Genomic DNA, 24,822 nt, shown 5'->3' with positions numbered 1-24,822 from the left:
AGCCCGATGATTCTGAGACGGCTTGGAAGCGACTGTCAAGAGGTCCGGTCCGGATCTGTTCACATTGACCACCAGGGGCTCTTGCTGCACAGTTGGCGCATTCGGCAGGCGGGCGTGGGGTTGCCAGGCCTTCCGCTGTGGACTTGGTAACGTTGCCGAAATAATCGAGATGGTAACGTTATCGAAACAGTGAAGAGAAACGAAGGGGAGGTCAGTAGCATGGCCAGCCGGCCCACGATGAAGGACGTCGCCGCCGAGGCTGGCGTCGGAGTGATGACGGTCTCCCGGGTCGTCAACGGCGACCCCGGCGTCGCCCCCGCAACCGCCGCGCGTGTCGAGGAAGCCGTCCGCAGGCTCGGCTACCACCGCGACGACGTGGCCCGCCAGCTACGCCGCACCGACCAGCTCAGCCAGACCATCGGCCTGATGGTCGATCACGTGGCCGACCCCTTCATGGCGGCCATCGCGTCAGCCGCCGAGGATGTCGCCCGGCAGCGCGACAGTGTGGTCCTCATCGGATCCAGCCGCGATGACCTGCGGCGGGAACACGAGGTCGTCGCGGCCTTCACAGCCCGCCGGATCGACGGTCTGATCCTCACCCCGGTCGCGGGCAGCCACCGGTTCCTGCGCTCCACGATCGAGCAGGGCACGAAGGTCGTCTGCGTGGACCGCGCCGCTCCCGGCCTGGATGTGGACACGGTCGTGGTCGACAACTTCGAGGCCGTGCAGAACGCCGTCCGGCAGCTCGTCGCCAACGGCCACCGGCGGATCGGCTACCTGGGTGACCGGCAGGAGATCTGGGCGGTCGCCGAGCGCTACCGGGGCTACCTGGCCGCGCTGGAGGCCGCCGGCATCGAAGCCGACCCGGCCCTCGTCCGGCACGGGCTGCGGTCCGGCCCCGACGCCGGCGCCGCCGTCACCGAGATCCTCTCCGCCTCCGAACCCCCCACGGCGGTCCTGGCCAGCAACGACATCGTCGCCATCGGCGTCCTCGCGGTGCTGCCCCCGCACATCGCGTTCATCAGCTTCGACGACTTCACCCTCGCCGCGAGGATGACCCCACCGGTCACCGTCATCGCCCAGGACCCGGTCGCCATCGGCACGACCGCCGCCCACCTGCTGTTCGGCCGCATCCACGGGGACACCTCCCCGCCCCGCACCATCGTCATGCCCACCACTCTGATCCCGCGCGGTTCCGGCGAGATCCCCGGGCCCTACGCACAAGGAAGCTGACCATGGCCTCAGACGACCACTACCTCGCTGTCGACATCGGCGGCACCAAACTCGCCGCCGCGATCGTCACCGGCAGCGGCCAGGTGGTCCGCCAACGTGAGGTCCCCACCCCCTCGTCCGAGCCCGAACACCTCGTCACCCGCGCGCTCACCGAACTGGTCGCCGACGTCTGCGCGACAACGCCGCCGGCCGGGATCGGCGTCGCCTCGGCCGGCCCGATCGACACCGCCCGCGGCACCATCAGCCCGGTCAACATCCCGGCCTGGCGCGAGTTCCCCGTCGTCGACGCCATCGCCGAGGCGGTCGGCGGACCGCCACCGCGTCTGATCCACGACTCCACCGCCGCCGCACTCGGCGAACACTGGCGCGGCGCGGGAGCAGGCAGCAGTGCACTGCTGGGCATCGTCGTCTCCACCGGCATCGGCGGCGGCCTCGTCCTCGACGGCCGGCCGGTCTCCGGCGCTGCCGGCAACGCGGGGTTCATCGGCCACATCACCGCCGACCCGGTGGGCGAACACTGCGCCTGCGGCCGGACCGGCTGCATCGAGACCGGGGCCAGCGGGCCGGCCATGCTCCGCTGGGCCCGCGCCAACGGCTGGACCGGCCACAGCACCCCGGAACTCGCCGCCGCCGCCGCAACCGGCGACGCCACCGCCGTCGCGGCCTTCCGCCGCGGCGCCGAGTTCCTCGCCGGCGGCATCATCACCAGCGCGATCCTCCTCGACCTCGACCGCGTCGTCATCGCCGGAGGTGTCTCCGCGGCCGGCGAGGTCCTCCTCGGCCCCCTCCGCGCGGCAGTCATCCGCGACGACAGCGCCGACATCCGCGAGCTGCGGATCGTCCGCGCCGAACTCGGGCGTCACTCGGGCCTCATCGGCGCCGCCCGCCACGCCATGACGCCCTGACCGACCGGGCCCACCCGCACACCCCACGAGCCGAAGGACGAGCAACGGCGCTCTCCGGGCCCTGCCGATCGCAGGACCACCGCACGCGGCTTCCGTTTCCTCCGCTCCGGCCGCCTCGAACGGCTTCGCGAGCCTCCCCGCACCCCAGGGAAGCGCCCATGACGCTCTACCACCTCCAGAACCCCATCCGTACCTACGCCTGGGGATCACGCACCACACTTGCCGAACTCCAGGGCCGCCCCGCCCCCAGCGCGGAACCGGAGGCCGAGCTCTGGATCGGCGCCCACCCCACCGCCCCCTCCCTCATCGGGGACGGTGCCGGTATGACGCTCCTCGACCTCATCGACTCCGACCCGGTCACAGTGCTTGGCCCCGGCTGGCGACGCCTGCCCTTCCTCCTCAAGCTCCTGGCGGTCGAGCAGCCCCTCTCCCTGCAGGTGCATCCGGACGCCGAACAGGCCGCCACCGGATACGCGGCCGAGCAGGCCGCCGGCCTCGCACCCGACGACCCGAACCGCTCCTACCATGACGACCAACCCAAGCCGGAGCTGATCTGCGCGCTCACGCCGTTCACCGCCCTGTGCGGGTTCGCCGACCCGGCTCAGTCCGCCGCGCTGCTCGACTCACTCGGCATCGGCGCTCTCCACGACGTGGTCGACCACCTGCGAGCCGGCGACCTCCGCAGCACCGTCACCGCCCTGCTGACCTGGCCAGAGGACGAACGGGCCACCCTGGTCTCCGAGGTCCTCGCCGCGTGTACGGACCGTACCGACCTTCGCGCCACCTGGACCGCGAGGCTCGCCCGCGCATACCCGGACGACACGGGTGTCATCACCTCGATGCTGCTCAACCTGGTGGAGCTGGCACCCGGCCAGGCCCTCTACCTCCCAGGCCGCACCTTGCACGCCTACCTGTACGGCACCGGTGTCGAGATCATGGCCGCGTCCGACAACGTCCTGCGCGGCGGCCTCACCCCCAAGAACGTCAACGTGCCCGAACTGCTCTCCGTCACCGACTTCAACGCCACCCGGCCGGAGCCGATCCGTCCCACGCCCATCGGCGACCATGGCGAGACCTACATCGCCCCCGCACCGGAGTTCCGCCTCACCCGGCTGCGGCCGCCATCTCGCGGGCCGGCCGTCCTCCGGCGGCCCGGACCCGGCGTCGTCCTCTGCACCGAGGGCACCATCACCGTACGCAGGGGCGACGCCGTGACCACCCTCACCCCGGGCCTCGCCGCCTTCCTCCCCCACGACGGCGGTCCCGCCGTACTGAGTGGGGAGGGCGTCGCCCACCACGCCGCACCAGGCACCGCAGACCGCACACAGGCCACGCTCTGACGGTTCCACACCGGGCAACCGGTCGCGCACACGGGCAGCTCGATCGAGACCACCCAGCCGGAATGCCGGGCACGATCTCGCTCACCGGGCCCGCTACCGGAATGCCCGGCCGAATGCCGTCACCGGTCCGCGAGAAGGGCCGAAGGCTCAATGAGCGATTACCCTCCGCTTACGGGCACGAGCAGGGCCCTCCGGCGCGCGCCGGAAGGCCATTCCGTCACGCCGGAAGAACACTGCCACGACTCCGTTGCCGTCGAGACGTGCGCCGGTCATATGGAATTCATGTGCACCGTGCGTGTTGCCCACGGTAACGGCCGATCCTAGAGTTCTGCGCATCGGACTGGCGGTAGGAATCGGCTCGAGTCGAGGTCTGTCGGGGGGAGCCAGCACCCGTCCTTCCAGGCCGCCGAGATGCGCGGTATGTCGCATCAGCCGGCCGATCTCCCACGAACCCCATTCAGGGGAGTGCGTATGGCATCTCCCCTGGAGAAATCAAGGAGTTCCGCATGGACCTCTCCCGCCCGGGTCACCGTGCCCACCGCAGAGCCGCCGCCTTCCTCGCCATGACGGCGACTCTCACCACCATCGCCGTGACGACCACCGCGCAACCGGCCGGCGCACTGTCGCGAACCGTCCCGAGCGACACGGTCAACGTCGACCACTCCTACGCCAAGACGCCGCGGATGATCCTCCGCTCGGAGTCGTGGAACAGGACGACGGCCGCCAGCATGAAGAAGACGGCCGACGACGCCGCCGCCACCGGCCTCGCCGGCGCGGGCTGGAACACCGTCTCGTTCGACGACACCTGGGCCGTGCGGGCCGACTGCACCGACTGGGACGCCAACGCCACGGTCGTGCCGAACTGTACGAACGGACGCGACACCACCACCGGCAACCTCATCCCGTCGCCGATCAAGTACCCCAACGGCCTGAAGGACGTCGGCGACTACCTGCACAGCAAGGGACTGTTCTTCGGCGTCTACACCAGCGGCGGCAAGTACATGTGCGACTCCGGGGGGCGCAGCACGGCCTCGCCCGGAAGCTACGACCACTTCGACCAGGACTTCCGGTTCTTCGCGAGCGTCGGTGCCGACTACGTCAAGGTCGACTACTGCGGCGAGCCGAACACCACCAACAAGTCCGGCTACACCATCCTCGACACCGACGCCGAGATCGACACCGCCATCGAGTCGGCGCGCCGGGCGGCGACCGCGATCAACGCGATCAAGACCGACGCCGACCCCAGCAAGCGCCGGTCCATCGTGATGAACCTCTCCGCGCCGGCCTACGCGAACTGGAAGAACGACACCTACAACACACCGCTGTTCCAGCGCATGCTGAACAGCATCGTGCCTGCCGGCCAGGCCTACCGCATCGGCGGCGATGTCGGCGGGACGAGCTGGGCGGGTGCCGTCTCGCTCGTCGACATGGTCGAGCAGCTGCGCCCGTACGGCAAGCAGGGCCACTTCCTCGACGCCGACCGGCTGTACTTCGACGACACGACCCTCACGACCGACAACAAGCTCGGCGGCTACGTGATGTGGGCCATGCAGAACAGCCACATGGTCGCGATGATCCGCAACAACTCCAATTTCAGCGGCGCCATCTCGTCCACGCAGGCCGCCCTCATGAACAAGCCCGACCTCATCGCGGTGGGGCAGGACTCGCTGGCCACGCCGGCGAAGCGGGTCGCCCAGGGCAGCGGGTACGACGTGTTCGCCAGGCCGTTGAGCAACGGCGACTACGCGGTCGCGATCATGAACCGTTCGGCCACCGCGCCGGTCACCGCGACGACGAGCGGATCGGTGGTCGGGACTGCCGCGAAGGCGTTCACGCTCACGTCCATCGTCGGACCCGACATCACCTCCGTCGACGCGAGCGGCAACTTCAGCGTCACCGTACCGGCGGGGACAGCGGTCATGTACCGCTTGAAGGCCGCCAACACCGCCGCGTACAGCGGCTGGAACTTCGGCCTCAACGGCTCGACCGCCCGCAACGCCACGGCGATCACCGACGGCGACGCACCGACCGCGGGAAGCTGGGACGCGAGCGGCAGCACCCTGTCCTCGGACCGGCTGGCCAACTACTCCCAGCTGCCCGACGGAACCGCGATCGGCGTCAAGGCCGGACAGGCCGTCACGGCCGGCGGCGTCAACTACACCTGGCCGAACACCACCTCCGGCCAGTTCGACTCCGTCAAGCCGGTCGGCCAGACGATCGACTACAGCTACACCGGATCGGCGGTCAACTTCCTCGGCGCCTCGGGCATCGGCGAAGCCGGTGGAACGATCCGCCTCAACTACACCGACGGCACGTCCTCCACAGCGACCTGGGGTTTCCCCAGCTGGAGCTGCGCGAGCGCGCCGACCTACCCCGCGACGGTCGCGTTCAAGGTGTTCGGACGCAACGGCACCAGCGGCCTGGAGAACACGGGCACCGGATACTGCCTCTACACCAGGTCGGTACCGATCACGGCAGGAAAGACCCTGGCGTCGATCACCCTGCCGAACGCGCCCAACGTGCGGGTCTTCGCCATCAAGGCGACCTGACCCCTCGTAGCTGAAGCAGCCTGAGGCCCGCACGAATCTGAGTGCGGGCCTCGGTGCTTGGCCGTCGGTCCCGGTGAGGAATGGCGCCGACGGCGTACTTGTCCGTGCAGGAGCCGGGTGAGCGGCAGGGCGGTGGCCTGGCGCGGCTGCTGAGGGTCGTTGCCAAACCTGGATGCGAGAGAGGATGTCAATCACTCGGGTGCGGTGTTCCGGCCGCCGGTGGTGCCAAGCGGCAACGACGATCACATCTGATCGAATCGCTGGATGGTTGATTGTCATTGGACGATCGTGTTCAATCGGTATCCTGCACGACCGACCGACCGCGGCAATCAGTCGTACCTCGCGCGCGACCGCGCAGACCGCTTGCCGAGCGTCACCAGGAAAGCGCCCGTGGACCCGAGGTGGTCCCGGCCCGTGGAGAAAAGCGCATGTCCTCCTACGCCAATGTGCGGCCCTCGCCGCGTCCCGTCGCTGCCTACCTACGCCTGTGCCCGGCTGACCCGGAGCTGATGCTGACCTGTCGGAGTGATCTGGCCCGACTCGCAGAGCGGCACGGACTGCCCCGGCCGACATTCTTCGAGGATGACGACCACCTGGGGCGGGACGAGAAGCCGGCGCTGTCCGGCCTTCTCCACCTCATCTCCGCAGGGATTTTCCGGACCCTGCTCGTCCCCGGATCCTTCGTCTTCGCCGACGCCGGGCGAGAGGCCCGTGCGGTCGTCGAGGAGATCAGGGCGGCTGGCTGCGTAATTCTGGAACTCTCCGCCACGGAGTGACCGTGACGCATCGCATCGCTGATCCGCCGGCGGCCGGCCCCACGGCGGTTGCCACAGGTCCTTCGTTCATGAACTCGTTCGACACGTATTTCAGCGAGAAGTTGGGGCCCACTGAGGTTCATGGTGTGGCGCGAAGGAGTCCGAGGTGAGCTTGATCCGCTTTGACGGACACCTTCGGTGTGGTGGTCAGGCTGCGAGTGCGGTCTCCTACTCGGCGGGAGTGCGGCAGCCGAGGCTGCTGTGCAGTATGCGTCTGTTGTACCGGGCTTCGGTCCACTCGAATATCGCGGGACTGATGTACTGGGCGCCCGCGATCCGAATGGAACACCACCGGACCGGAGGGTCTTCCGGTGCGGCAGGCGGCCCGCAGGACGTCGGCCACGAGTTCAGTCCGCAGGTGGCTGCGGTGGCCCGGCCGGCGACGCGGCGCGAGGCGACGTCGATGACGGCGGCCAGGTAGAGCCGGCCCCGGTCGGTCGGATGCAGGTGATGTTGCCGAACCAGCGTGTGTCGACGGCCGCCGGGTCGGGCCGGAAGTCCCGCTCGACCAGGTCCGGACGGGCGGCTGCGCGCGGGTCGGGGATCGTGGTGCGCTGTGCTCGTCTGCGGTGTCGGCCCTGCAGGCCGGCCTGGCGCAAGAGCCGTGCCGTGCGGCCTCGCGCGCACCGGTCGCCGCCGCGCCCGAGTAGGGCATGGACGCGCGGGGCGCCGTAGCCGCCCCGCGAGGTCTCGTGGACCTCGGTGATCTTCCCGGTCAGTTCCGCGTCGCGGACCGTGCGAGGGCCTGGAGCGGCGGGTTCGGCGGGCGTGGAAGGCGGCCCGGGAGACCTCCGGCAGCTCGCACGGGAGTCCTTCGGCGACGAGACCGTCGCAGCCGCCCTGATCGACCGACTCGTCCACCACGCCGAGGTCCACTCCCTCAAAGCCGAGTCCTACCGCATGCGCGGCCGCGAACTCGGCCGCACCCCGACCACCAACAACGACTGAACAAGACTGCACAACGGCTCCCGATTGAACCGATCAGAGCGGCCCGTTGTCAGCCGTTGCCGACATTGTCCGTACCGCGCTGGCGGGGGGCGGTGTCGTCCGGCTCGCTGACACCGCCCCCCGCCAGCTCCGCAGCCGTTGGGCAGCTGCCGCGATCCGCGTCCCTTTGCTTTCCGGCCTCCGCAGATCGTCCGCGGCATCCGCCCGCCTGCTCGCGTTGTCCTCCAGCCCTGGGCCTGCCACGAGCCCGTCCGTCAGGCGCGCGGTACCGACCCTGCAGGTGTAGGTCCGATGTTCGGTGCCCGAGTTGGTGGTGGCGTAGGGCGTCCAAGCTCACGACCAGCAGGTCTTGTTCCCGACGCTGTTCTTGTTCAGCCAGAGGCTGAGGTAGCTGAGGCCGTAGATGACGCCGATGCGCTGTTCCCTCCCGCCGTAGCTGTTTTCGGCGCTGGAGGCATAGGTGTGGCCGTCGGTGTACCTGGCCTGCAGGGCGATCTGGGCGTTGTCGTGCAGCTCAGCCCAGGTCGCGGCCTTGGTGGTGGCCAGGTTGTCGACGCCGTAGAGGGAGACCAGGTTGTCGAAGCCGCCGAAGTATCCGGCGAAGGTGGTGCCCCAGTCGTTGCCCTGGGGGTAGAAGATGTTGGCGGACCCGGGCTGGTAGATGGTCTTCGTGCCACCGCTGGAGGTCGGGTACTTCTTGTCGACGAGGGCGTCGTAGACGGAGTCGATGTTGCGCTTGGCGGCGACGGGTGCGCAGGTGTTCGCCAGTCCCGCCGAGGCGGCCTCGTCGAGGCCCTGGTCCAGGATCATGTAGATCGGGTGCACGATGCCGTGGTTGATGACGGTGCCGTCATCGCCGATGTTGCTGCCCTGCAGCCAGGTGGACAGCTTGATGCCGTCGACGGTGGATGTGTCGGTCAGGTCGGCCGGACCGGCGGTGGCGGCCACCAGGAGTTGCGCGTGGCGGGCCTTCCAGCCGGCGGCTTGAGGGTGGTTGGGCATTATGGCCGTGGTGAGGCCCAGCAGAGCGGCGCTCCACTGGTTCTCCTCGACCTTGCTGTCGCCGGCGCTGACCACGGTCCCGTCCTTGCGGGTCATGTAGAGCTGGCTGCCGCTGGTGCCGATCAGGTAGACGTCGTTACCGGTGGTGAACCGGTTGGCTTCGGCGACCAGCATGTTCACGACTCTGTCGCGGTCGGTGGCCGACAGTTTGTCCCACATCAGCCAGGCGGCCATGCCGTCGTAGTAGGCCCACAGCGAGGTCTGCCATCCGTACCCCCAGGCGCTGGTGCTGTCGGTGTTGTTGGCCTTGTGGCGGGCGGAGATGGTGCGGATCAGGTTCACGTCGCGGATGGTGGCGTTGGCCGCACTCAGATCGACCGGGTTGTAGGCGCCCAGCTTCAGCGCCGCGGAGACCGAGAGCGCGGTCATGGCGGGGTAGCGGACGGCCGCCTCATCGGTTCCACCGAGGTTCAGGTAGCCGTCGGGCATGTAGGACGTGTACTTGCCCGCGTAGTTCGGGCCGATCAGGTAGCGGGATTCGTCGGCCAGGACCTTCTTGACCCGCTGGCCTGCCGCATCGCCAGCCGAGTAGGTGCCGAACGTGCTCCAGGCGATCGGCTGGACCTGGTCCGCGGGGGTGGCGCCATGCGCCGTGGAGATCTGCAGCGCTGCTGCCATCACGGTGCTGGTCACGAGCGCGGCGACATGCCGAACAGGCTTTGTGATCTTCATTGGACGCTCCAAGTGCGCACGTGTCTGACGTCGTGCCGGCGGGGGACCTACTCTGGCGGGGCGACGGCACTCTGCTGCGCTCGTCGACCAACGGGGCGAGCGCTCACCGGGCGGACGCGGCGGGGATCTGCGGTGCCGGTGTCGAGACGTCACGGCGACAAAGAATTCGATTAGTATCGAACCGTTCGATACTTGTAGGGCATAGGGTGGAGTGGTCTAGGCCACATGTCAATAGGTCAGGCAGAGAAGTGACGATCGCGCCCACGGCGACGGGGCCGCACGTATTGCGGCGGATGAACGCCACCGCGGTACTCGATGCCCTGCGGTCCGCCGACGGAATGATCGCGCGGGTGTCGGCACTCGTCGCCACCACGCGCCTGTCCAGGCCCGCGGTGTCCCGAGCGCTCGCTGCGCTGGCCGACGCCGGAGTGGTGGAGTTCCTGGTCACCGAGGAAAGCGGCGTCGGCCGCCCCGCGCAGCGCGCTCGGTTCCGCGCAGAATGCGGGCACGTGGCGGGCATCGACATCGGCCCCCACAAGCTCCTGGTGACGGTCGCCGACCTGGCGGGCACCGTGTGTGCCGAGCGGCGTGTGGCCACCCCGCCTGGGGCGACCGGCCCCCAGGTGGCCGGCCTGCTCCGGACGACCCTGACCGCCGTCGCTGCGGACGCCGGCGTGGAGCCGACCGCGCTGTGGGCCGTCACCGTGGGCACGCCCGGCGTGGTCGACGCCGAACGCGGTGAAGTCGTGCTCGCGCCGAGCATCCCCGGCTGGGCTGGTCTGCCACTGCTGGCCGAATTGCGGGACTGGCTACGCTGCTCGGTGCTCATCGACAACGACGTCAACCTGGCCGTGGCGGCGGAGCGCTGGCGTGGCCGGGCCGAGGACAACCTGCTTTACGTTCACTGGGGGGAGCGCATCGGATCGGGCAGCCTCATTGACGGCAAGCCCTATCGCGGGGCGTCCTCGGCGGCGGGTGAGCTCGGGTTCGTGGACCTCGCCACGCCGTTGGACGACGAGCCGCCACCTCTCGTCGAAGGGCTGGGCCCTTTCGAGCGGCTGGTCGGCGCCCGGGCGATCCTGGAACTGGCCGCGGAACGCTGCACCGGGCCGCAGCACGAAGCCATCCGCTCCGGCGGGGACGTGGCCGTCCTCTTCGAGGCCGCGGCGAACGGCGACGAGCAGGCGGTCGCGGTGGTGCGCACCGTGGCCCGCCGGTTCGCCCGCGGTCTGGCGACGCACCTGCTGGCGTTCGACCCCGGGTGCGTGGTCGTGGGCGGCGGCGTGTCGGGCGCGGGCGAGGTGCTGTTCGCCGCGGTCCGCACGGAACTCGCGCAGATGCTGCTGGTTCCGGTCGAGCTCCGTACCTCCGAACTCCGCGAACACGGCGTCGTACTCGGCGCGATCCGGGTGGCGCTGGACACCGCGGAGCATCGGTTGGTCGGCATGCTCTGACCGTCCACGGGCCACGGGGCGACAGCTCCTCCGCAACGGCGGACTTCACGACATCGTCAGCAAGCGTGGCGTTCGGCAACCTCGGTCGCCGTCCCCGTGTACGTGCGCGGGCGCTCCGGGTCGTAGCTGCGGGACTTGGCGACCGCGACCGCCAGGCGCTGGGCATGGATCAGGTCGGCGAGCGGGTCCTGGCTCTGGGCGGCGTGCTGCGATCACGAAATCGGCCAACCGCGCAAACGTGAACCGGGCCGGTCTGTGCCGCAGCCTCACTCCTCCATCCACGTGGTGCGCCCCATGAGCCGCCCGTGAATTCATCTGCCCGGTCATTCGCTCGCCGACCGTTGACCGGCTGGATCATGCTGCCTAGCGTTCCGGTACACGCACTTTCGGGCTCTCGGACAACACTGGTCCAGGGCGCAGCGCAGCTCCGTACGGGGGCGACGGGGACCGGTCGCCAGGTGCTGGAGCGTGTGGCAGTTGGTCGTCGCACCTGATGGCCGCCACCTTCCCTCTCCTCCGCGCCGGCGTTGGCGCATGCTCGAAGGATCTGTCAATGTTCCGTGTGGCCTACAGCCGTGCTGCCGCCGCGACCGGCCTGCTGCTCGCCCTAGGTCTGACCTCGGCCTGTTCCACCGGGCAGGAGGCGGTGAAGTCCGACGCTCCCGCGGCGGCGCCGGTGAGCGGCAAGATCTCGATCACCTACCTGCAGAAGCAGGGTGACCAGGAGTACTTCGTCGGCGAGGCGGCCGGCGCGAAGGCGAAGGCGGCCGAGCTCGGCATCGACCTGAAGGTCGTCAACCTGGGCAACGACGCGAACAAGACGGTCAGCGAGGTGCAGTCGGCCGCCGCGCAGAAGGCCAACGGCGTCATCATCGTGGTGCCGGACCCGGCGGTCGGCCCGCAGGTCGTCCAGACCGCCAAGGAGGGCAAGGTCGCGCTGCTGACCTCCGACGACCAGATCTGCGCGACCGGCCCGGACCCGTCCTCCTGCCCCAAGGACGACCTCGTCGCCCGGATCGGCTTCTCCGGTCAGCAGATGGGCGCGGAGGTGGGCAAGCGTGCCGCCGAGGAGTTCAAGAAGGCCGGATGGAACCCGGCCGACACCCGGATCGTCTCCGCCTGGAAGCAGGATGTCACCGTCTGCGGCGACCGTGTGAACGCCGCCAAGGAGGCGTTCGCCGCCGGCTCCGGCGTCGAGGTGAAGAACCTCGACGTCGCCACCGACAACACCCCCACGGGTGCCCAGGACAAGATCGCCGCCACCGTCACGGCCAACGCGGGCGTCAAGCACTGGGTCGTCTGGGGTTGCAACGACGAGAACGTCCAGGGCGGCGTCACGGCCATGGAGAACGCCGGCGTGAGCACCGACAACGTGATCGGTGTCGGCCTCGGCGCCTACCTGGCGTGCAAGGACTGGAGCGGCAGCAAGCCCTCCGGCATGAAGGCCGCCCTGTTCATCAACGGCAAGGACGTCGGCGCGCTCGCCGTCCAGACCATGTACGACAAGCTCAAGAACAGCAAGGACTTCCCGAAGGAGGCCTTCGCGCCGACCACCATGGTCGACGCGACCACGTGGAAGTCCGCCGGCATCTCCTGCAGCTGACGCAGCCGAACCGTCCGGTCCTGGTCCCCGTGGGCCGGCCCCTGCCGCCCCGGCCCTCTTCCCTGAGGGGCCGGGGCGGCTCCCCCGCTCAGAACTGCGTGACCGCGCCAACCCCGACGGTGCGTGGCCAGCGTCCTACCGTCCCCGCACGACTTGAAGGTGACCACCTTGAGCAGAGCCCTCGACACGAACCCGAATCCCGGGCCGCCGACCGCCGAGCCCTCCGGCAGCACGGGTGTGCGAGACGTCTCCAAGCGGTTCGGTGCAGTGCGGGCTCTCGACGCCGTCACCCTGGACTTCCCGGCCGGCCAGGTCACCGCCCTCATGGGAGAGAACGGCGCAGGCAAGTCCACCCTCCTCAAGATCCTCACCGGCGACCACCAGCCCACCGAGGGCAGCGTCGTCCTCGACGGCGAGCCCGTCCGGCTCGCCACCCCGACCGATGCCCGCCGCGCCGGCATCCGGATCATCCCGCAGGAACCCGAGATCATTCCGCACGTCTCGGTCGCCGAGAACGTCTACGCCGGCTCCCTGCCCCGCGCGGCCGGCCGCCTGCTGGACCGCGCCGAGCTGCGCCGCCGCATCACCGCCGACCTGAACCGGTTCGGCTTCGACAAGGTCCTCGACCCGGACCTGCTCGGCTCCCAGCTCACCCCCGCCCAGCGCCAGCTTGTCGAGATCCTGCGCGCGCTGACCGGCGAGGCCAAGGTCATCGCCTTCGACGAACCGACCTCCTCCCTGTCCGAGCACGAGGTCGACGCGCTCTTCGCCCTCATCCGCCGGCTGCGCGACCAGGGCGTGGCCGTCGTCTACGTCTCCCACCGCATGCAGGAGATCTTCCAGCTCGCCGACCGCATCGCGGTCCTGCGCGACGGCACACTCGCCGGAATCCAGAACGCCGCCGCCACCACCGAGGGCGAACTCGTCCGCCTCATGGTCGGCCGCGACCTCTCCACGATGTTCTCCCGCGCCCACGTCGCCACCGAGCGTCTGGTGCTGGACGTCCGGGGCGTCAGTACCGACGACGTGCGCGACATCGACCTGCAGATCCACGCCGGCGAGGTGGTCGGCCTGGCCGGTCTGATCGGGGCGGGTCGCTCCGAACTCGCCCTGGCCCTGGCCGGCGACCGGCCCATCCGTGCCGGCACCGTCATCCTCGACGGTGTCCACCTGGCCTCCGGCAGGCCCGGCGCCGTCATCCGCGCCGGCCTCGGACTCGCCCCCGAGGAAAGGAAGGCCCAGGCCCTGTTCCTGCACCGCTCGATCCGCGACAACATCACCACCGTCGTCCTCGAACGCCTTCGCCGCTTCCGCTTCGTCCGGCGGGCGGCCGAGCGCGAGCTCGCCCAGCAGTACGCGAACCGGCTGCGGGTGCGTACCCCGTCCATCGAGCACGAGGTCCGCAAGCTCTCCGGCGGCAACCAGCAGAAGGTCGTCCTCGCGCGCTGGCTCGCCCGCAAGCCGAAGGTCCTCATCCTCGACGAGCCCACCCGTGGCATCGACGTCGGCGCCAAGGCGGAGATCTACCAGATCATCGCCGACCTGGCGAAGGAGGGCGTCGCCATCCTGGTCATCTCCTCCGAACTCCCCGAGGTCCTCGGCCTCGCCGACCGCATCGTCGTCATGCAGAACGGCCGCATCACCGGCGAACTCGACCGCGAACAGGCCACCGAGGAAGCCATCCTCAACCTTGCCATGGCCGACGACATCGCACCTGCCCGCATCACTGGAGCCTCCGCATGAGCACCATGACCAAGACCCCGCCGGACACGACCAGCACCCCGGAGCCGCGCAGGGGCGCGGGCGTCGGCGCGGTCCTCACCTCCGTCGGTGGCCAGAACCTGAGCCTGATCGGTGCCCTGGTGCTGGTCCTGGGCCTGTTCGGGATCCTCAACGACAACTACCTCAGCGTCTCCAACATGCAGGTCATCGCCGAGGCCGCCACCATCACCGGCCTGCTCGCCGTCGTCCAGACCGCCGTCATCATCTGCGGCGGCCTCGACATCTCGGTGGGCTCCCAGGCCGGCGTCGCCTCCGTCGTCTCCGCCATGGCCTTCACCTCCGCCGGCTCCAACGCCCTCGCCGGCATCGCCGCCGCCGTCGGGGTGGGCCTGCTCGTCGGCATCCTCAACGGCGTGATCATCGTCTACGGCCGGGTCAACCCCACCATCGCCACCCTCGCCGGCCTCGCCGCCTACAAGGGCCTCGCCCAGCTCATCTCCGACGGCCGCGCCCAGGGCTACGTCCTCAACAACGACGTCTTCGTCTTCCTCGGCCGCGGCAAGATCGCCGGCCTCCCCGTCATGGTCTGGATCCTCATCGTCGTCGCCCTCGCCGTGCACCTGCTCCTCAAGTACACCGACATCGGACGCAACGTCTACGCCATCGGCGGCAACGACACCGCAGCCCGCCTCGCCGGCATCAACATCAACAAGTACCTCGTCGCCGTCTACGCCCTCATCGGCGTCGTCGCCGCCGTAGCCGGCATCCTCCTCACCGCCCGCACCGGCTCCGGCCAGCCCACCTCCGGCAGCGAAGGCCTCGAACTCAAGGCCATCACCGCAGCAGCCCTGGGCGGCGCCGGCCTCAAGGGCGGCAAGGGCGGCATCGGCGGCACCCTCCTCGCCGTCGCCCTCCTCGGCTGCCTCGAGAACGGCCTCACCGTCCAAGGCATCAACGCCTTCTGGCAGAACGTCGCCCAGGGCGCCCTCCTCGTCGTCGCCGTCGTCATCCAGCAGCGCCGCAACGGCGAACGCCGCATCGGCCTCCCCGCGTGATGGGGCTGGTCGGAAGGTGAGGGAGCGGTCCGTAGCCGCCAGTAGGAGAGCACTTCGTCCGCCGGAGCCCGTCCGAGCTCTGCTGTCAGACCGTGCCCTGTTGGACGGCGGGGAGGCCTGACTGCTCATGGGATGGTGTGCCCCGGGCAGTTGGGTGTGAGCACTGGATCCATTAGGGCGCGAGCCGTGCCTTCCGCCGGCTGCACAAGGTCCGTACGAGAGCGAAAGGCTGGGATGCTGGTGGTGTTCATCGGCGACGACCGGGCCGAAGATCATCATGATGTCGAGGTGCAGGACGGGACAGGCCGCAGGCTCGCAACTGCGCGACTGCCCGAAGGTGTTGAAGGCATCGCGAAGCTGCACGCCTTGATCGCCCGGCACGGCTACGACGAGCTGGAGCCCGGGCACGTCGTAGTGGGGATCGAGACCGACCGCGGCCCATGGGTCCAGGCCCTGATCGCGGCCGGCTACCGGGTCTACGCGGTCAACCCCAAGCAGACTGACCGGTTCAAGGAGCGGTACGCCACTCCGGGGGCCAGGAGCGACGAGGGTGGCGCGCACGCGCTGGCGGACATGGTCCGCATCAACCGCGACCAGCTGCGGCGGGTCGCCGGGGACAGCGACCTGGCCCAGGCCGTCCGCGTGGTCGCCCGCGCCCACCAGACCCTGATCTGGGAGCGCACCCGCACCTTCCAGCGGCTGCGGAGCTCGCTGCGGGAGTACTTCCCCGGCGCGCTGACCGTCTACGCGTGCCTGGAGCTGGTCAGTTCCGAGGCGTTGGAACTATTGATCAAGGCCCCCACGCCCGAAGAAGCGGCCAGATTGACGACGCCGCAGATCACCGCCGTCCTGGCCGGACACCGCCGCCGCAACCGGGAGCAGTGGGCCGGCGCGATCCAGGCCGCACTCCGCGAGCCCCGGGTTGGCCTGCCCGCGCCGGTCACCACCGCCTACGGCGCGGCAGTGACAGCCCACGCGAGGGTACTGATCGCACTGAATGAGCAGGTACAGGCACTGGAAGAGCAGGTGAGGGCGCATTTTCTCGCGCACCCGGACGCTGAGATCTACCTGTCGATGCCCGGCATCGGCGAGATCACCGGCGCCCGGGTGCTGGCCGAGTTCGGCGACGACCCCACCCGCTACACGTCCGCGAAGGAGCGCAAGAACTTCGCCGGCACCAGCCCCGTCACCCGGGCCTCCGGCAGGACGCACAGCGTTCAGGCCCGCTTCGTCCGTAACAACCGGCTCGCGGACGCCCTGCACCGTCAGGCGTTCTGTTCGCTGCAGATCTCGCCCGGCGCCCGCCGCTACTACGACGTGCAGCGAGCACGGGACCTGGACTCCAACTCCGCCCTGCGCCAGCTCGGCAACCGCCTCGTCGGTTTCCTCCACGGATGCCTCAAGGCCCGCACCCTCTACGACGAGGCCACTGCCTGGTCACACCACGCAGCCCTCCCAGCCGCAGCTTGACACCGGGACGGCATGGGGTGTCTGACAGCGAGCGGAACACGGCACCACACCACAGTCTCCGCTGGTACCTGTCCGCCCTGTCATGGGGTCAGGGCGGACAGGGCACCGTCCAGCGGAACGGCGAGCGGCCGCTGAGGGTCGGCCGCCTCGCCAACGCCGCCGGTGGCGTCCACCTGACAGGACGCCACCGGCGGTGTCATCGGACGCGTCAGTGATCTCGTGTCAATCATGCAGGAATACTGAACGCCCGTCGAGGTGGTGGGCGAGCTCGTGGCGGCGGCTGATGCTGCGGCGGGCCAGGACCCAGCGGCGGCGAGTGGGCTCGTCACCGTCCAGGCAGGGGTGTGGACAGTGTTGTCCGCAGACACCACACCCCGCGTCGCCGAGGACTGTGGGGCGGCCCGGGGACGGCCACGGTGCGCACCCCGGGGCCGCGCCGTAGCCGGCAGGGGGAGGAGCAGGCCACAACGGCTGTTCAGATCGGCCTGATCGGTATGTGAGGTTGCCCCGCTGTGCCTGAGGGTGGTAAAGGGCAGCCTGATTTCCCCATGAGCCGGTCCGGGGGGTGACGAGAGGATCGAGCGCCGGCCAAGCCAAGAGCCGCACTGTCATATTCTGCTCATAACTGACCATTAGTCAACAACAATGTACATATGACTTGTTGAACATGCGCACGTGGGGTGCTGTTTGAAGAGAACATGAGGGCATTCAGTCAAGTCGCCAACCCCCGGGGCATTTACGGGGGGTCGACTTCAAGCCACTCGGGAGATGTGAGGACTGACACAATCGCCTGTGGTCACGGCAAGAATTCCGCCCCCGGAGGCCGCGTCGACTGAGGATCGCTCGCGACTGGGGGGCCCAGGCCGGACAATTGCAACTGGATCAGGATGCCGTGACTCCCAAGAGGCATCCGGATTCTGGCTCATCGACGTGCCATCGCCGGTTCGCCATTGCGGAGCGATGGACGGCTTGCGAGCATGAGTGCCGCGCCGCCGTGATCACGAGCGCCCAACCGGTGTCGGTCAGTAGTCAACTGATCCATCGTCAGAAATTTGCGCCTTCGCCCTTGCCTCCATGGCCGGCGCCCGCCACCAAGACCGTCGCCCACCCCAGGGGAACTCTCATGCCCGAAAACAGCACCGAACTTACCCGACGCCGGATGCTGCAGAGTGCGGGTATCGCCTTGACCGCCGCCGCCGCCTTCACCGCGATCGGCCTTACCGGCCCAGCCGCCGCACCGGCCGGCGCGGCCGTCACCGCAGGCAGCGATCCTGAGACCGACTTCGACGAGACCTATCTCGGCCGCCGGATCCAGAGCCGGCCCGCCAATGGACACCAACACCACAGCAGTCACGCAGTCCTGATCGACGGTCAGGAGTTGCACGCGATGCAGAATGCCGATGGCACCTGGGTCAGCGTCATCGACCACTACCGGACGCACCGCACACCGCGCGCCCTCGCCCGCGCCGCCGCCACCAAACTCCAGGGCGCGACGCTGCTCCCGCCCAGCTGAGCCCGCGGCTTCCGTAGCCGCTCACCTGAGCCCCCTCCCGCACCCTGCCCGCCCTCAGCATCGACCAGGAGCACCCGCGCATGGCAGTCCGCAAGAACCAGGCCTCCCTCACTCCCCAGGAGAAGAGCGCCTTCGTCGCCGCCCTCCTCGAACTCAAGCGCCGCGGCCGCTTCGACCCGTATGTCACCACCCACAACACCTTCATCATGAACGACAACGACAACGGCGAGCGGACCGCCCACCGCGCGCCGTCCTTCCTGCCCTGGCACCGCAGCTTCCTGCTGCGGTTCGAACGGGACCTGCAGTTGATCAACCCCAACGTGACTCTGCCGTATTGGGACTGGACCGTCGACCGGACCGTCGACGCCAGCCTCTGGGGCTCCGATCTCCTCGGCGGCGACGGCCGGGCCAGCGACGGCCAGGTCACCACCGGCCCGTTCGCCTACAGCGGCGGGAACTGGCCGCTCACGGTCAGCCCCGACAGCCGCAACTTCCTGCAGCGATCGCTCGGCAAGGACGTCGGCGAGCTGCCGACCCGGGCCGAGGTGGAGTCCGTACTCGCGGTCCAGCCGTACGACGCCGCGCCCTGGAACAGCAGCTCGACCAGCGGCTTCCGCAACCAGATCGAGGGTTGGCACGGGGTCAACCTGCACAACCGGGTGCACGTCTGGGTGGGAGGGTCGATGGGTACCGGCATGTCGCCCAACGACCCGGCCTTCTGGCTGCACCACTGCTTCATCGACAAGATATGGGCCGAGTGGTCGCTCCGACACGCCGACCACGGCTACCTGCCGGCCACTGCGACCCCCAACGTGGTCGCGTTCGGCGACGTGATGAAGCCGTGGAACGACACCACCCCGGCAGATATGTTCAACCACCTGCGGTACTACCGCTACGACACCCGGTTCTGACCGTTCCCGGCCGCGTCGGCGCAGTTCCCGCCGGCGCGGCCGGCCCGGCGGTCGGGCCCGGCAGCCATCCGTCAGACCTCCGCCAGGAGCTGCAGCAGACGCGCCACCTCGCCTGCAACGGCGTTGCGGGCGAGGGCACTTGCGGCGTCGGAGGTAGCCGCCGGCGGCACTCGTCCCCAGGTGCTTGACGGTGTTCAGGGTCAGGTCCAGGCGGCGGGAGCATTCCAGCAGGCCGACGCCCTGACCGAGGAGGCCGTGGACCTTGATCCGGCGTTCGCGGGTGGTCTGCTCGTGGACGCCGCCGGGGCGGTGCGGTCGACGGCGGCACAGCAGGGCACGTGGGCACGCAATTCGGCCGGGACTTGTCACGCAGATTCCGCCACAGGTGCCATCGGTCGTCGACCTGCACCGCATCGGGCAGAGCCTGCCGAATCTCCTCGGCACAGGTGGCAGAGCCGTCCCGGCGGAATCCCGACCCCGGGATGAGCACGCAGCCAGGCCGTAAGGGTGGAGGCCTCACGGCCCGGGAGCACTTCGACCCGTCGGCGGGTTTCGGCGTTGATGATGGTCGTGTAGCGGCGCCGACGGCGCGGAGCGAAGTCGTCGACCCCTGTCACCGGGGAGGCTCACACCCGCGTGGGCCGCCCTGCAGTGAGCTCCCCCGGCCGCGTCGGGAGCGGGCCGGCCCACCCTTGAGCCTCAGTGACGGCGGCTCTGCGCGGCGGAGTCATGGGCCGGGCCGTAGACGGTGTCCAGCAGCCCGTGCGCGAAACGGTCGAGGTCGTCCAGGCCGGCGGCTGCGAGGACCCCCTGGCCGCCGGTCAGAAGGTGGGGGACGGCGGCGTGCAGGGCGAGCGTGACGGCGGCGGCGCGCGGTGGGGTCACCGGCAGGCCCGCGGCGCTCTGGGCGTCCTCGAAGGCGGTGAAGTCGGCGATGGCCACAGTGTCGAGGAGAGCTGCCAGGTGGGGGCGGCGGGTGGCTTCCGCGCGCAGCTCAAGGTAGGCGAGCATGCGGGCGCGGCCCGGGCCGGCGACGTTCTCCAGAAGTGCGCGCAGCATGGCGGCCAGACCCGCGCGGTCGGCGGGTGCCGGCCGAGGCACGTCGCGGTACAGCTCGACGCACCGATCGGCGACGGCTGCGAGCAGGGCGTCCCGGGTGGGGAAGTAGTTCTTGGTGGTGCCCGCGGGGACCTCGGCGGTTGCGTCGACGGCCCGGTGGGTGAGGCCGCGCCCACCCGCCTCTGCCAGCACCTCGATGGCCGCATCGCGCAAGCTGTCGCGCCGGTTCCTGTTCACCTTGGCAATTCTACCCCATCCGTGGTACCACGGATGGGGTACCACGGATGGGGTGACGCCGTGGCCGAGCTGCGATTCGGAGGATGGTCTCGTGCCTGTCGGTTACCTGTGGACCGTGGTGTTCATCGCCACGGGCACGTTGTTCGCGCTCGCGCCGGTGCGCCGGCCGCGGCTGCTCGCCGACCTGAGCTTCCGCCTCGGTCTGGTCATCGGCGAGCTGCCGTTCGTCGCCCTGGCCTGGCTCCTGCTCTGGACAGCCGTGGCCATCGCCCAGGGAGACATCGACACGCTCGCCGGCCGGGCGGTCGTCGCCCTGGCGGCGGTCACCGCAGCATGGCTCGCGGTCGTCGTCCGGCGCGGGTTGCGCGGTCGGGCAGCGGTCGACCGTGCCCTGGCCGAGGGCCTGGGTACGGGCTGGCGGGAGGCCATCGCCCAGGACAGGGCTGCCGGATTGCGCCACCGCCGGCCGCTCGCCCGCATCCTGCTCCGGCCTTTCGCCGGCCGCCCGTACGACGTGGTGCGGGTGGCGAACCTGCAGTACGGCGCCGGCGGCCGGCGGCAACGGCTCGACGTCTACCACCACCGCTCGCGGCCTGCCGGCGCCCCCGTCCTGATCCATCTGCACGGCGGCAGCTATCGCGGCGGCCGCAAGAACAGCCAGTCCCTGCCGCTGCTGCACCGCCTGGCGAGCCGGGGCTGGGTCTGCGTCAGCGCCAACTACCGCCTCCTGCCGGAGGTCCGGCATCCCGAGCACCTGATCGACGCCAAGCGGGTGATCGCGTGGGTCCGCGAGCACGGTGACGCGTACGGAGCCGATCCCGCGGCACTGCTCATGGCAGGCAGCTCGGCCGGCGGGCACCTCGCGGCGCTGGCCGCCCTCACGCCCGGCGACCCGGCCCTCCAACCCGGCTTCGAGGCCGCCGACACCTCGGTCACCGCCGTGATCGGACTGAACGGCTACTACGGCCCCTACTACGGCCAAGGACCCGAGTCCTCACCCTCGGCACACATCACCGCGGACGCGCCGCCCTTTCTCCTGGTGCACGGCGACCGGGACACCGTCGTGCCCGTCGACATCGCCCGGTACTTCGCCGCCGACCTGCGTGGCGGCTCCGTCGCCACCGTGGTCTACGCCGAACTCCCGGGCGCCCAGCACGCCTTCGATCTCTTTCACTCGCTGCGCTTCGAGGCGGTGGTGGACGGCGTCGAGGCCTTCGCCGGCTGGGTGCTCTCGTCCCGGCGGGTGTCCGAACCCCCGCATCCGACCGCGAGGTGAGGGGGTCAGCCCGCTGGTCGCGGGCGGCCGGGAGTGCCCTCCGAGGCCTGGGCCGCCGCGGGTGACCCGCAGAGGCACCAGGATCCGGACAACTCTCCGCGATATTAGTGCTTCTGACGCCCTGCCAGGGTCGAGACCCGTGACGGACAGGGCGCAGAGGCAGTACGAGGCGATGCGCGGCCACTTCCACCAGACCGCCCGGGAGCGCGGATTCGCGCTCGTCCCCACTCAGGAACGGCCGGTCGAGCTGCTCAGCCGGCTGGCCGGCGAGCTGGCCCACCCGGCCTGACGGTTGCGCCGCCCGCCGCGCCATCTCTACCTCTGGGGCCCGGTCGGCCGTGGCAAGAGCTGGCTGGTGAACACCTTTCTCGAAGGTCTGCCGACGCCGCGCAAGCGGCGGCTGCACTTCCACAGCTTCTTCCGCCGACTGCACGAGGGCGTCGCCCACCACGCCGAGGGCCGGAATGCGGACGGCTCGGCGGTGGACCGGGCCGTGGACGAGCTGCTCGGCGACTGCCGGATTCTGGTCTTCGATGAGTTCCACGCCCATGACGCCGGTGACGCGATGCTGGTCGCCCGGCTCTTCCGCTCCCTGCTGGACCGGCGGATCACGCTCGTCACCACCTCCAACTACCCGCCCGCCGGGCCGATGCCCGACCCGCTCTACCACCACCTCTTCGAGCCGACGATCAGGCTGATCGAGGAGCGGATGGACGTGCTCGACGTCTCGGGGCCGGTCGACCTCCGGCGGCAGCCCCGGCCGGACGGTGCTCACGGGTTCGCCCTCGGCGCCCGTCTGAGCCCCGGCGACGTGGACGCGGCCGGCCTCACTCCGCTGCAGCCCGAGGAAGCGGGCCGGGTACCCGCCCACCATCGTGAGCTGTCGGCCCGGGCGGCCCGCACCGACCTGGTCTGGTTCGGTTTCGAGGAGCTCTGCGAAGGTCTCACCGCCGTCGCGGACTACCTCGCACTCGTCGACCGCTTCCCGGCCATCCTCCTCGACGGCGTCCCACCGCTCACCGAGGCCTCCCCCGACGCCCGTCGACGCTTCGCCAACCTGGTCGACGTCTGCTGCGACCGCGACGTGCCCCTGACCCTGATCGGCGCCGACCCGCTCGCCGGCCTCCCCGCCGACTCCACCCTCATGCGCGACCTCGATCGCACCGCCAGCCGCCTCGCCCTCCTGCGACAGCCGGCCCCGGGCGCTGCCCGCTGAGCGCGCACCGGGCAGCCCGTTCGACCACCGGGCCCCGGCGATCGCGCGCCACGTCATCAGCACGGACAGGGGTTCGCCGGGCTCTGACTGCCGCCGCGGCCGACGAGCCCCCCTGGCGCCCGGGTTCTTGACGAAGTTCCCGATGAGCCCGGGCCAGTTCAGTGGCGCCCGGTGATGTACTCACCGAGGTGGGCGAGCTGTTCGGCGTCGAAGAGGCCGATGGAGGTCCGGTAGGCCCTGATCGCCCGAGCCCGGGGCGCCACGCAGGCCTGAGCGACCGCACCGATCGGCACCCCGGCGGGCCCGTGCCGGATTCGTCCCGCGCGGCGCCCACCGCGTCCCCCGCCGCGACCTGGAGGCCACACCACGATCGGCGCCGGCACCGCCGTCCGTACCGCCTGCTTCATGCAGTGGCGCACCAAGCCGGGCAGGGCCCTCGGGGGCATCGCCCACCTGCCCCAGGGCACAGGCGGCAACCCGGCCGCCTTCGACCTGTTCACCACCCTCGCCTGGCGGACCGGCCCGACCGACCAGCAGAAGTGGTGCGCCGACTACGCCGCCTACCGCTACACGCTCCGCGCTGGTCGGGGTGTCGGGGCGGAGCCGGTTGCGGAAGCGCCCCGACACCCGTCGGTGTCGTTCGTCGAAGCCGCGACTCAGGTGCAGCTGAGGCCTGAGGCCTGCCAGTTGGTGGGATCGACCATGGTGGTGGGCGCCAGGGTCTCTGCCGGGAGGGCTTGCTTGCGGCGTATGTGGGTGACCAGCTTCTCCACGGCGAGAGCTCCGACGTCCTTGCCCTTGATGTAGAGCGCGGCTCGCATCGCGCTGGGCTTGCCGGTCAGCCATTCCCGGCAGGCAAGGCCGGCGCCGATGCCGATGCCGATGACGTTGTCGGGGCCGAAGCCGGCGTCTCTCAGGGCTTGCGCGGCGCCCTGGACGTTCTCGTCGTTGCAGCCCCAGACGACCCAGTGTTTGACGCCGGCGTTGGCGGTGACGGCCAGGGCGACCTTCAGGCGGGCGTTGGCGGCGGTGTTGTCGGTCCAGATTTCCAGGTCCTTGGTGCTGCCGGGGACCTTCCCATGGAAGGCGTCCAGCGCCCCGTGGACGCGCTCCCCGCAGACCGGAATGTCGTGGCCGTACACCGACAGGATGCGGGTGTCGGCGGAGTTCCAGCCGGTGCGGGCGAACTCCGCTGCGGCCCTTGTGCCGACCTCCTTGCCCATGCCGGTGCCGCTGAACCCGACACGCGGCACGAGGTCGTTGGGGAAGCAGGCGCCGGGATCGGGATAGTTGGTGCAGATCTGGTCGTCCGAGGTGAGCAGGGGGATCCCGGCTTCCTTGGCGGTCCGGGCGAAGTCCGGCCCCTCCGCCGGATCGGGAAGCACGGCGATCAACCCGTTGGTCTTCCGCTCGATTGCTTTTTGCAGCTCACTGCGAGTGGTGTCGCCGCGGTTGCCCAGGTTGATCACGTCGAGGTCGACGCCGAGTTCGGCGGCCTTCGCTCTCGCTCCGGCGGCCTCGTCCATGAAATACGGCTGATCTGCCTGCTTCTGGAGGTAGGTCAGAGAGAGCCTGCCGGTGGGACCGGCGGCATCATGCGGGGAAGAGACCAGAGCGCAGCCGGTGACGGCCAGGGCGAGGGTGATCAGGCCGGCAGTGCGTAGGGAGTGCCCGAGGGCGGGTGAGGTCATGACGTCCTTCTGGTGGGAGTGCCGACGTGGTGCGCAGGTCGCGGCTCGGCGGGGGGTTCGTCCTCGCACGGCGGCCGCGCCGCAGGTGGCC

20 protein-coding genes and 1 pseudogene are annotated in these 24,822 nt (G+C 70.0%); 16 read left to right on the top strand and 5 right to left on the bottom strand.

Annotated features, from left to right (window positions below):
- Nucleotides 1-219 precede the first annotated feature (219 nt).
- The 5 genes from OG689_RS03680 (at nucleotide 220) to OG689_RS03660 (ending at nucleotide 6,803) form a co-directional block, all read left to right on the top strand.
- Nucleotides 220-1,233 (top strand): LacI family DNA-binding transcriptional regulator, encoded by a 1,014-nt coding sequence (locus tag OG689_RS03680; protein WP_266317655.1) that lies wholly within the window; start codon nucleotides 220-222, stop codon nucleotides 1,231-1,233.
- Nucleotides 1,234-1,235: 2 nt separating this feature from the next.
- Nucleotides 1,236-2,138, top strand: coding sequence for an ROK family protein (locus OG689_RS03675; RefSeq protein WP_266317649.1), 903 nt, complete (start codon nucleotides 1,236-1,238; stop codon nucleotides 2,136-2,138).
- A gap of 158 nt (nucleotides 2,139-2,296) precedes the next feature.
- Nucleotides 2,297-3,478: a mannose-6-phosphate isomerase, class I gene (gene manA / locus OG689_RS03670; RefSeq protein WP_266317643.1), complete on the top strand. Its 1,182-nt coding sequence runs from the start codon at nucleotides 2,297-2,299 to the stop codon at nucleotides 3,476-3,478.
- A 506-nt stretch (nucleotides 3,479-3,984) separates the two neighbouring features.
- Complete coding sequence (locus OG689_RS03665) at nucleotides 3,985-6,027, top strand: hypothetical protein (protein WP_266317639.1); 2,043 nt, start codon at nucleotides 3,985-3,987, stop codon at nucleotides 6,025-6,027.
- A gap of 428 nt (nucleotides 6,028-6,455) precedes the next feature.
- On the top strand, nucleotides 6,456-6,803 hold the full coding sequence (locus OG689_RS03660) for a recombinase family protein (protein WP_266317635.1): 348 nt from the start codon (nucleotides 6,456-6,458) through the stop codon (nucleotides 6,801-6,803).
- Nucleotides 6,804-7,189: 386 nt separating this feature from the next.
- On the opposite strand, the gene OG689_RS45000 is transcribed toward OG689_RS03660, so the two are convergent.
- A complete protein-coding gene (locus tag OG689_RS45000; protein WP_354536920.1) occupies nucleotides 7,190-7,561 on the bottom strand; it encodes an IS3 family transposase in 372 nt (123 codons plus the stop codon).
- Nucleotides 7,562-7,610: 49 nt separating this feature from the next.
- Between OG689_RS45000 and OG689_RS03655 the strand changes: the two genes are divergently transcribed.
- The gene (locus tag OG689_RS03655; RefSeq protein WP_323189248.1) at nucleotides 7,611-7,790 is read left to right on the top strand and encodes an ATP-binding protein; all 180 of its coding nucleotides are present in this window, start codon (nucleotides 7,611-7,613) and stop codon (nucleotides 7,788-7,790) included.
- 333 nt (nucleotides 7,791-8,123) lie between these two features.
- Here the strand turns inward: OG689_RS03655 and OG689_RS03650 are convergent, their stop codons facing one another.
- Entirely contained in the window at nucleotides 8,124-9,524 is a 1,401-nt protein-coding gene (locus tag OG689_RS03650) for a hypothetical protein (protein ID WP_266317631.1), read from the bottom strand.
- 248 nt (nucleotides 9,525-9,772) lie between these two features.
- On the opposite strand from OG689_RS03650, the gene OG689_RS03645 reads away from it, so the two are divergent.
- From OG689_RS03645 to OG689_RS03615, 7 genes are all read left to right on the top strand, one after another.
- A complete protein-coding gene (locus OG689_RS03645) occupies nucleotides 9,773-10,978 on the top strand; it encodes an ROK family protein (RefSeq protein ID WP_266317626.1) in 1,206 nt (401 codons plus the stop codon).
- Nucleotides 10,979-11,531: 553 nt separating this feature from the next.
- Nucleotides 11,532-12,581, top strand: a complete 1,050-nt coding sequence (locus OG689_RS03640; RefSeq protein ID WP_266317625.1) for a substrate-binding domain-containing protein — start codon at nucleotides 11,532-11,534, stop codon at nucleotides 12,579-12,581.
- A gap of 168 nt (nucleotides 12,582-12,749) precedes the next feature.
- A complete protein-coding gene (locus OG689_RS03635) occupies nucleotides 12,750-14,324 on the top strand; it encodes a sugar ABC transporter ATP-binding protein (RefSeq protein WP_266317623.1) in 1,575 nt (524 codons plus the stop codon).
- Nucleotides 14,321-15,358: an ABC transporter permease gene (locus tag OG689_RS03630; protein WP_266317622.1), complete on the top strand. Its 1,038-nt coding sequence runs from the start codon at nucleotides 14,321-14,323 to the stop codon at nucleotides 15,356-15,358. The genes OG689_RS03635 and OG689_RS03630 overlap by 4 nt, the downstream gene beginning before the upstream one ends.
- A gap of 240 nt (nucleotides 15,359-15,598) precedes the next feature.
- Nucleotides 15,599-16,828: an IS110 family transposase gene (locus OG689_RS03625; protein WP_266326842.1), complete on the top strand. Its 1,230-nt coding sequence runs from the start codon at nucleotides 15,599-15,601 to the stop codon at nucleotides 16,826-16,828.
- A 1,123-nt stretch (nucleotides 16,829-17,951) separates the two neighbouring features.
- Entirely contained in the window at nucleotides 17,952-18,341 is a 390-nt protein-coding gene (locus tag OG689_RS03620; protein WP_266317621.1) for a tyrosinase cofactor, read from the top strand.
- Between the two features lie 80 nt (nucleotides 18,342-18,421).
- On the top strand, nucleotides 18,422-19,252 hold the full coding sequence (locus OG689_RS03615) for a tyrosinase family protein (protein WP_266317620.1): 831 nt from the start codon (nucleotides 18,422-18,424) through the stop codon (nucleotides 19,250-19,252).
- Nucleotides 19,253-19,435: 183 nt separating this feature from the next.
- Here the strand turns inward: OG689_RS03615 and OG689_RS03610 are convergent.
- Nucleotides 19,436-19,875, bottom strand: a pseudogene (locus tag OG689_RS03610) (transposase); the annotation flags it as partial.
- A 76-nt stretch (nucleotides 19,876-19,951) separates the two neighbouring features.
- Complete coding sequence (locus OG689_RS03605; protein ID WP_266317618.1) at nucleotides 19,952-20,548, bottom strand: TetR family transcriptional regulator; 597 nt, start codon at nucleotides 20,546-20,548, stop codon at nucleotides 19,952-19,954.
- Between the two features lie 91 nt (nucleotides 20,549-20,639).
- Between OG689_RS03605 and OG689_RS03600 the strand changes: the two genes are divergently transcribed.
- The 3 genes from OG689_RS03600 (at nucleotide 20,640) to zapE (ending at nucleotide 23,040) form a co-directional block, all read left to right on the top strand.
- Complete coding sequence (locus OG689_RS03600) at nucleotides 20,640-21,824, top strand: alpha/beta hydrolase (protein WP_266317617.1); 1,185 nt, start codon at nucleotides 20,640-20,642, stop codon at nucleotides 21,822-21,824.
- 139 nt (nucleotides 21,825-21,963) lie between these two features.
- The gene (locus tag OG689_RS03595) at nucleotides 21,964-22,113 is read left to right on the top strand and encodes a hypothetical protein (RefSeq protein ID WP_266317615.1); all 150 of its coding nucleotides are present in this window, start codon (nucleotides 21,964-21,966) and stop codon (nucleotides 22,111-22,113) included.
- Between the two features lie 66 nt (nucleotides 22,114-22,179).
- A complete protein-coding gene (gene zapE / locus OG689_RS03590; protein ID WP_266317613.1) occupies nucleotides 22,180-23,040 on the top strand; it encodes a cell division protein ZapE in 861 nt (286 codons plus the stop codon).
- Nucleotides 23,041-23,696: 656 nt separating this feature from the next.
- Here zapE and OG689_RS03585 read toward each other — a convergent pair.
- On the bottom strand, nucleotides 23,697-24,731 hold the full coding sequence (locus OG689_RS03585; RefSeq protein WP_266317561.1) for a substrate-binding domain-containing protein: 1,035 nt from the start codon (nucleotides 24,729-24,731) through the stop codon (nucleotides 23,697-23,699).
- Nucleotides 24,732-24,822: the final 91 nt, after the last annotated feature.

Source organism: Kitasatospora sp. NBC_00240, from assembly GCF_026342405.1.
GTDB lineage: Bacteria > Actinomycetota > Actinomycetes > Streptomycetales > Streptomycetaceae > Kitasatospora.
Note: the sequence above shows the minus strand (reverse complement) of the source record. Positions and strands in the feature narration are given on the sequence as shown.

Bases quoted from the DNA above. Each gene is read 5' to 3' on its own strand.
- manA (WP_266317643.1), top strand. From the start codon at position 2,297: ATGACGCTCTACCACCTCCAGAACCCCATCCGTACCTACGCCTGGGGA.
- OG689_RS03665 (WP_266317639.1), top strand. From the start codon at position 3,985: ATGGACCTCTCCCGCCCGGGTCACCGTGCCCACCGCAGAGCCGCCGCC.
- OG689_RS03620 (WP_266317621.1), top strand. From the start codon at position 17,952: ATGCCCGAAAACAGCACCGAACTTACCCGACGCCGGATGCTGCAGAGT.
- OG689_RS03675 (WP_266317649.1), top strand. From the start codon at position 1,236: ATGGCCTCAGACGACCACTACCTCGCTGTCGACATCGGCGGCACCAAA.
- OG689_RS03660 (WP_266317635.1), top strand. From the start codon at position 6,456: ATGTCCTCCTACGCCAATGTGCGGCCCTCGCCGCGTCCCGTCGCTGCC.
- OG689_RS03585 (WP_266317561.1), bottom strand. From the start codon at position 24,731: ATGACCTCACCCGCCCTCGGGCACTCCCTACGCACTGCCGGCCTGATC.
- OG689_RS03640 (WP_266317625.1), top strand. From the start codon at position 11,532: ATGTTCCGTGTGGCCTACAGCCGTGCTGCCGCCGCGACCGGCCTGCTG.
- OG689_RS03650 (WP_266317631.1), bottom strand. From the start codon at position 9,524: ATGAAGATCACAAAGCCTGTTCGGCATGTCGCCGCGCTCGTGACCAGC.
- OG689_RS03630 (WP_266317622.1), top strand. From the start codon at position 14,321: ATGAGCACCATGACCAAGACCCCGCCGGACACGACCAGCACCCCGGAG.
- OG689_RS03680 (WP_266317655.1), top strand. From the start codon at position 220: ATGGCCAGCCGGCCCACGATGAAGGACGTCGCCGCCGAGGCTGGCGTC.
- OG689_RS03615 (WP_266317620.1), top strand. From the start codon at position 18,422: ATGGCAGTCCGCAAGAACCAGGCCTCCCTCACTCCCCAGGAGAAGAGC.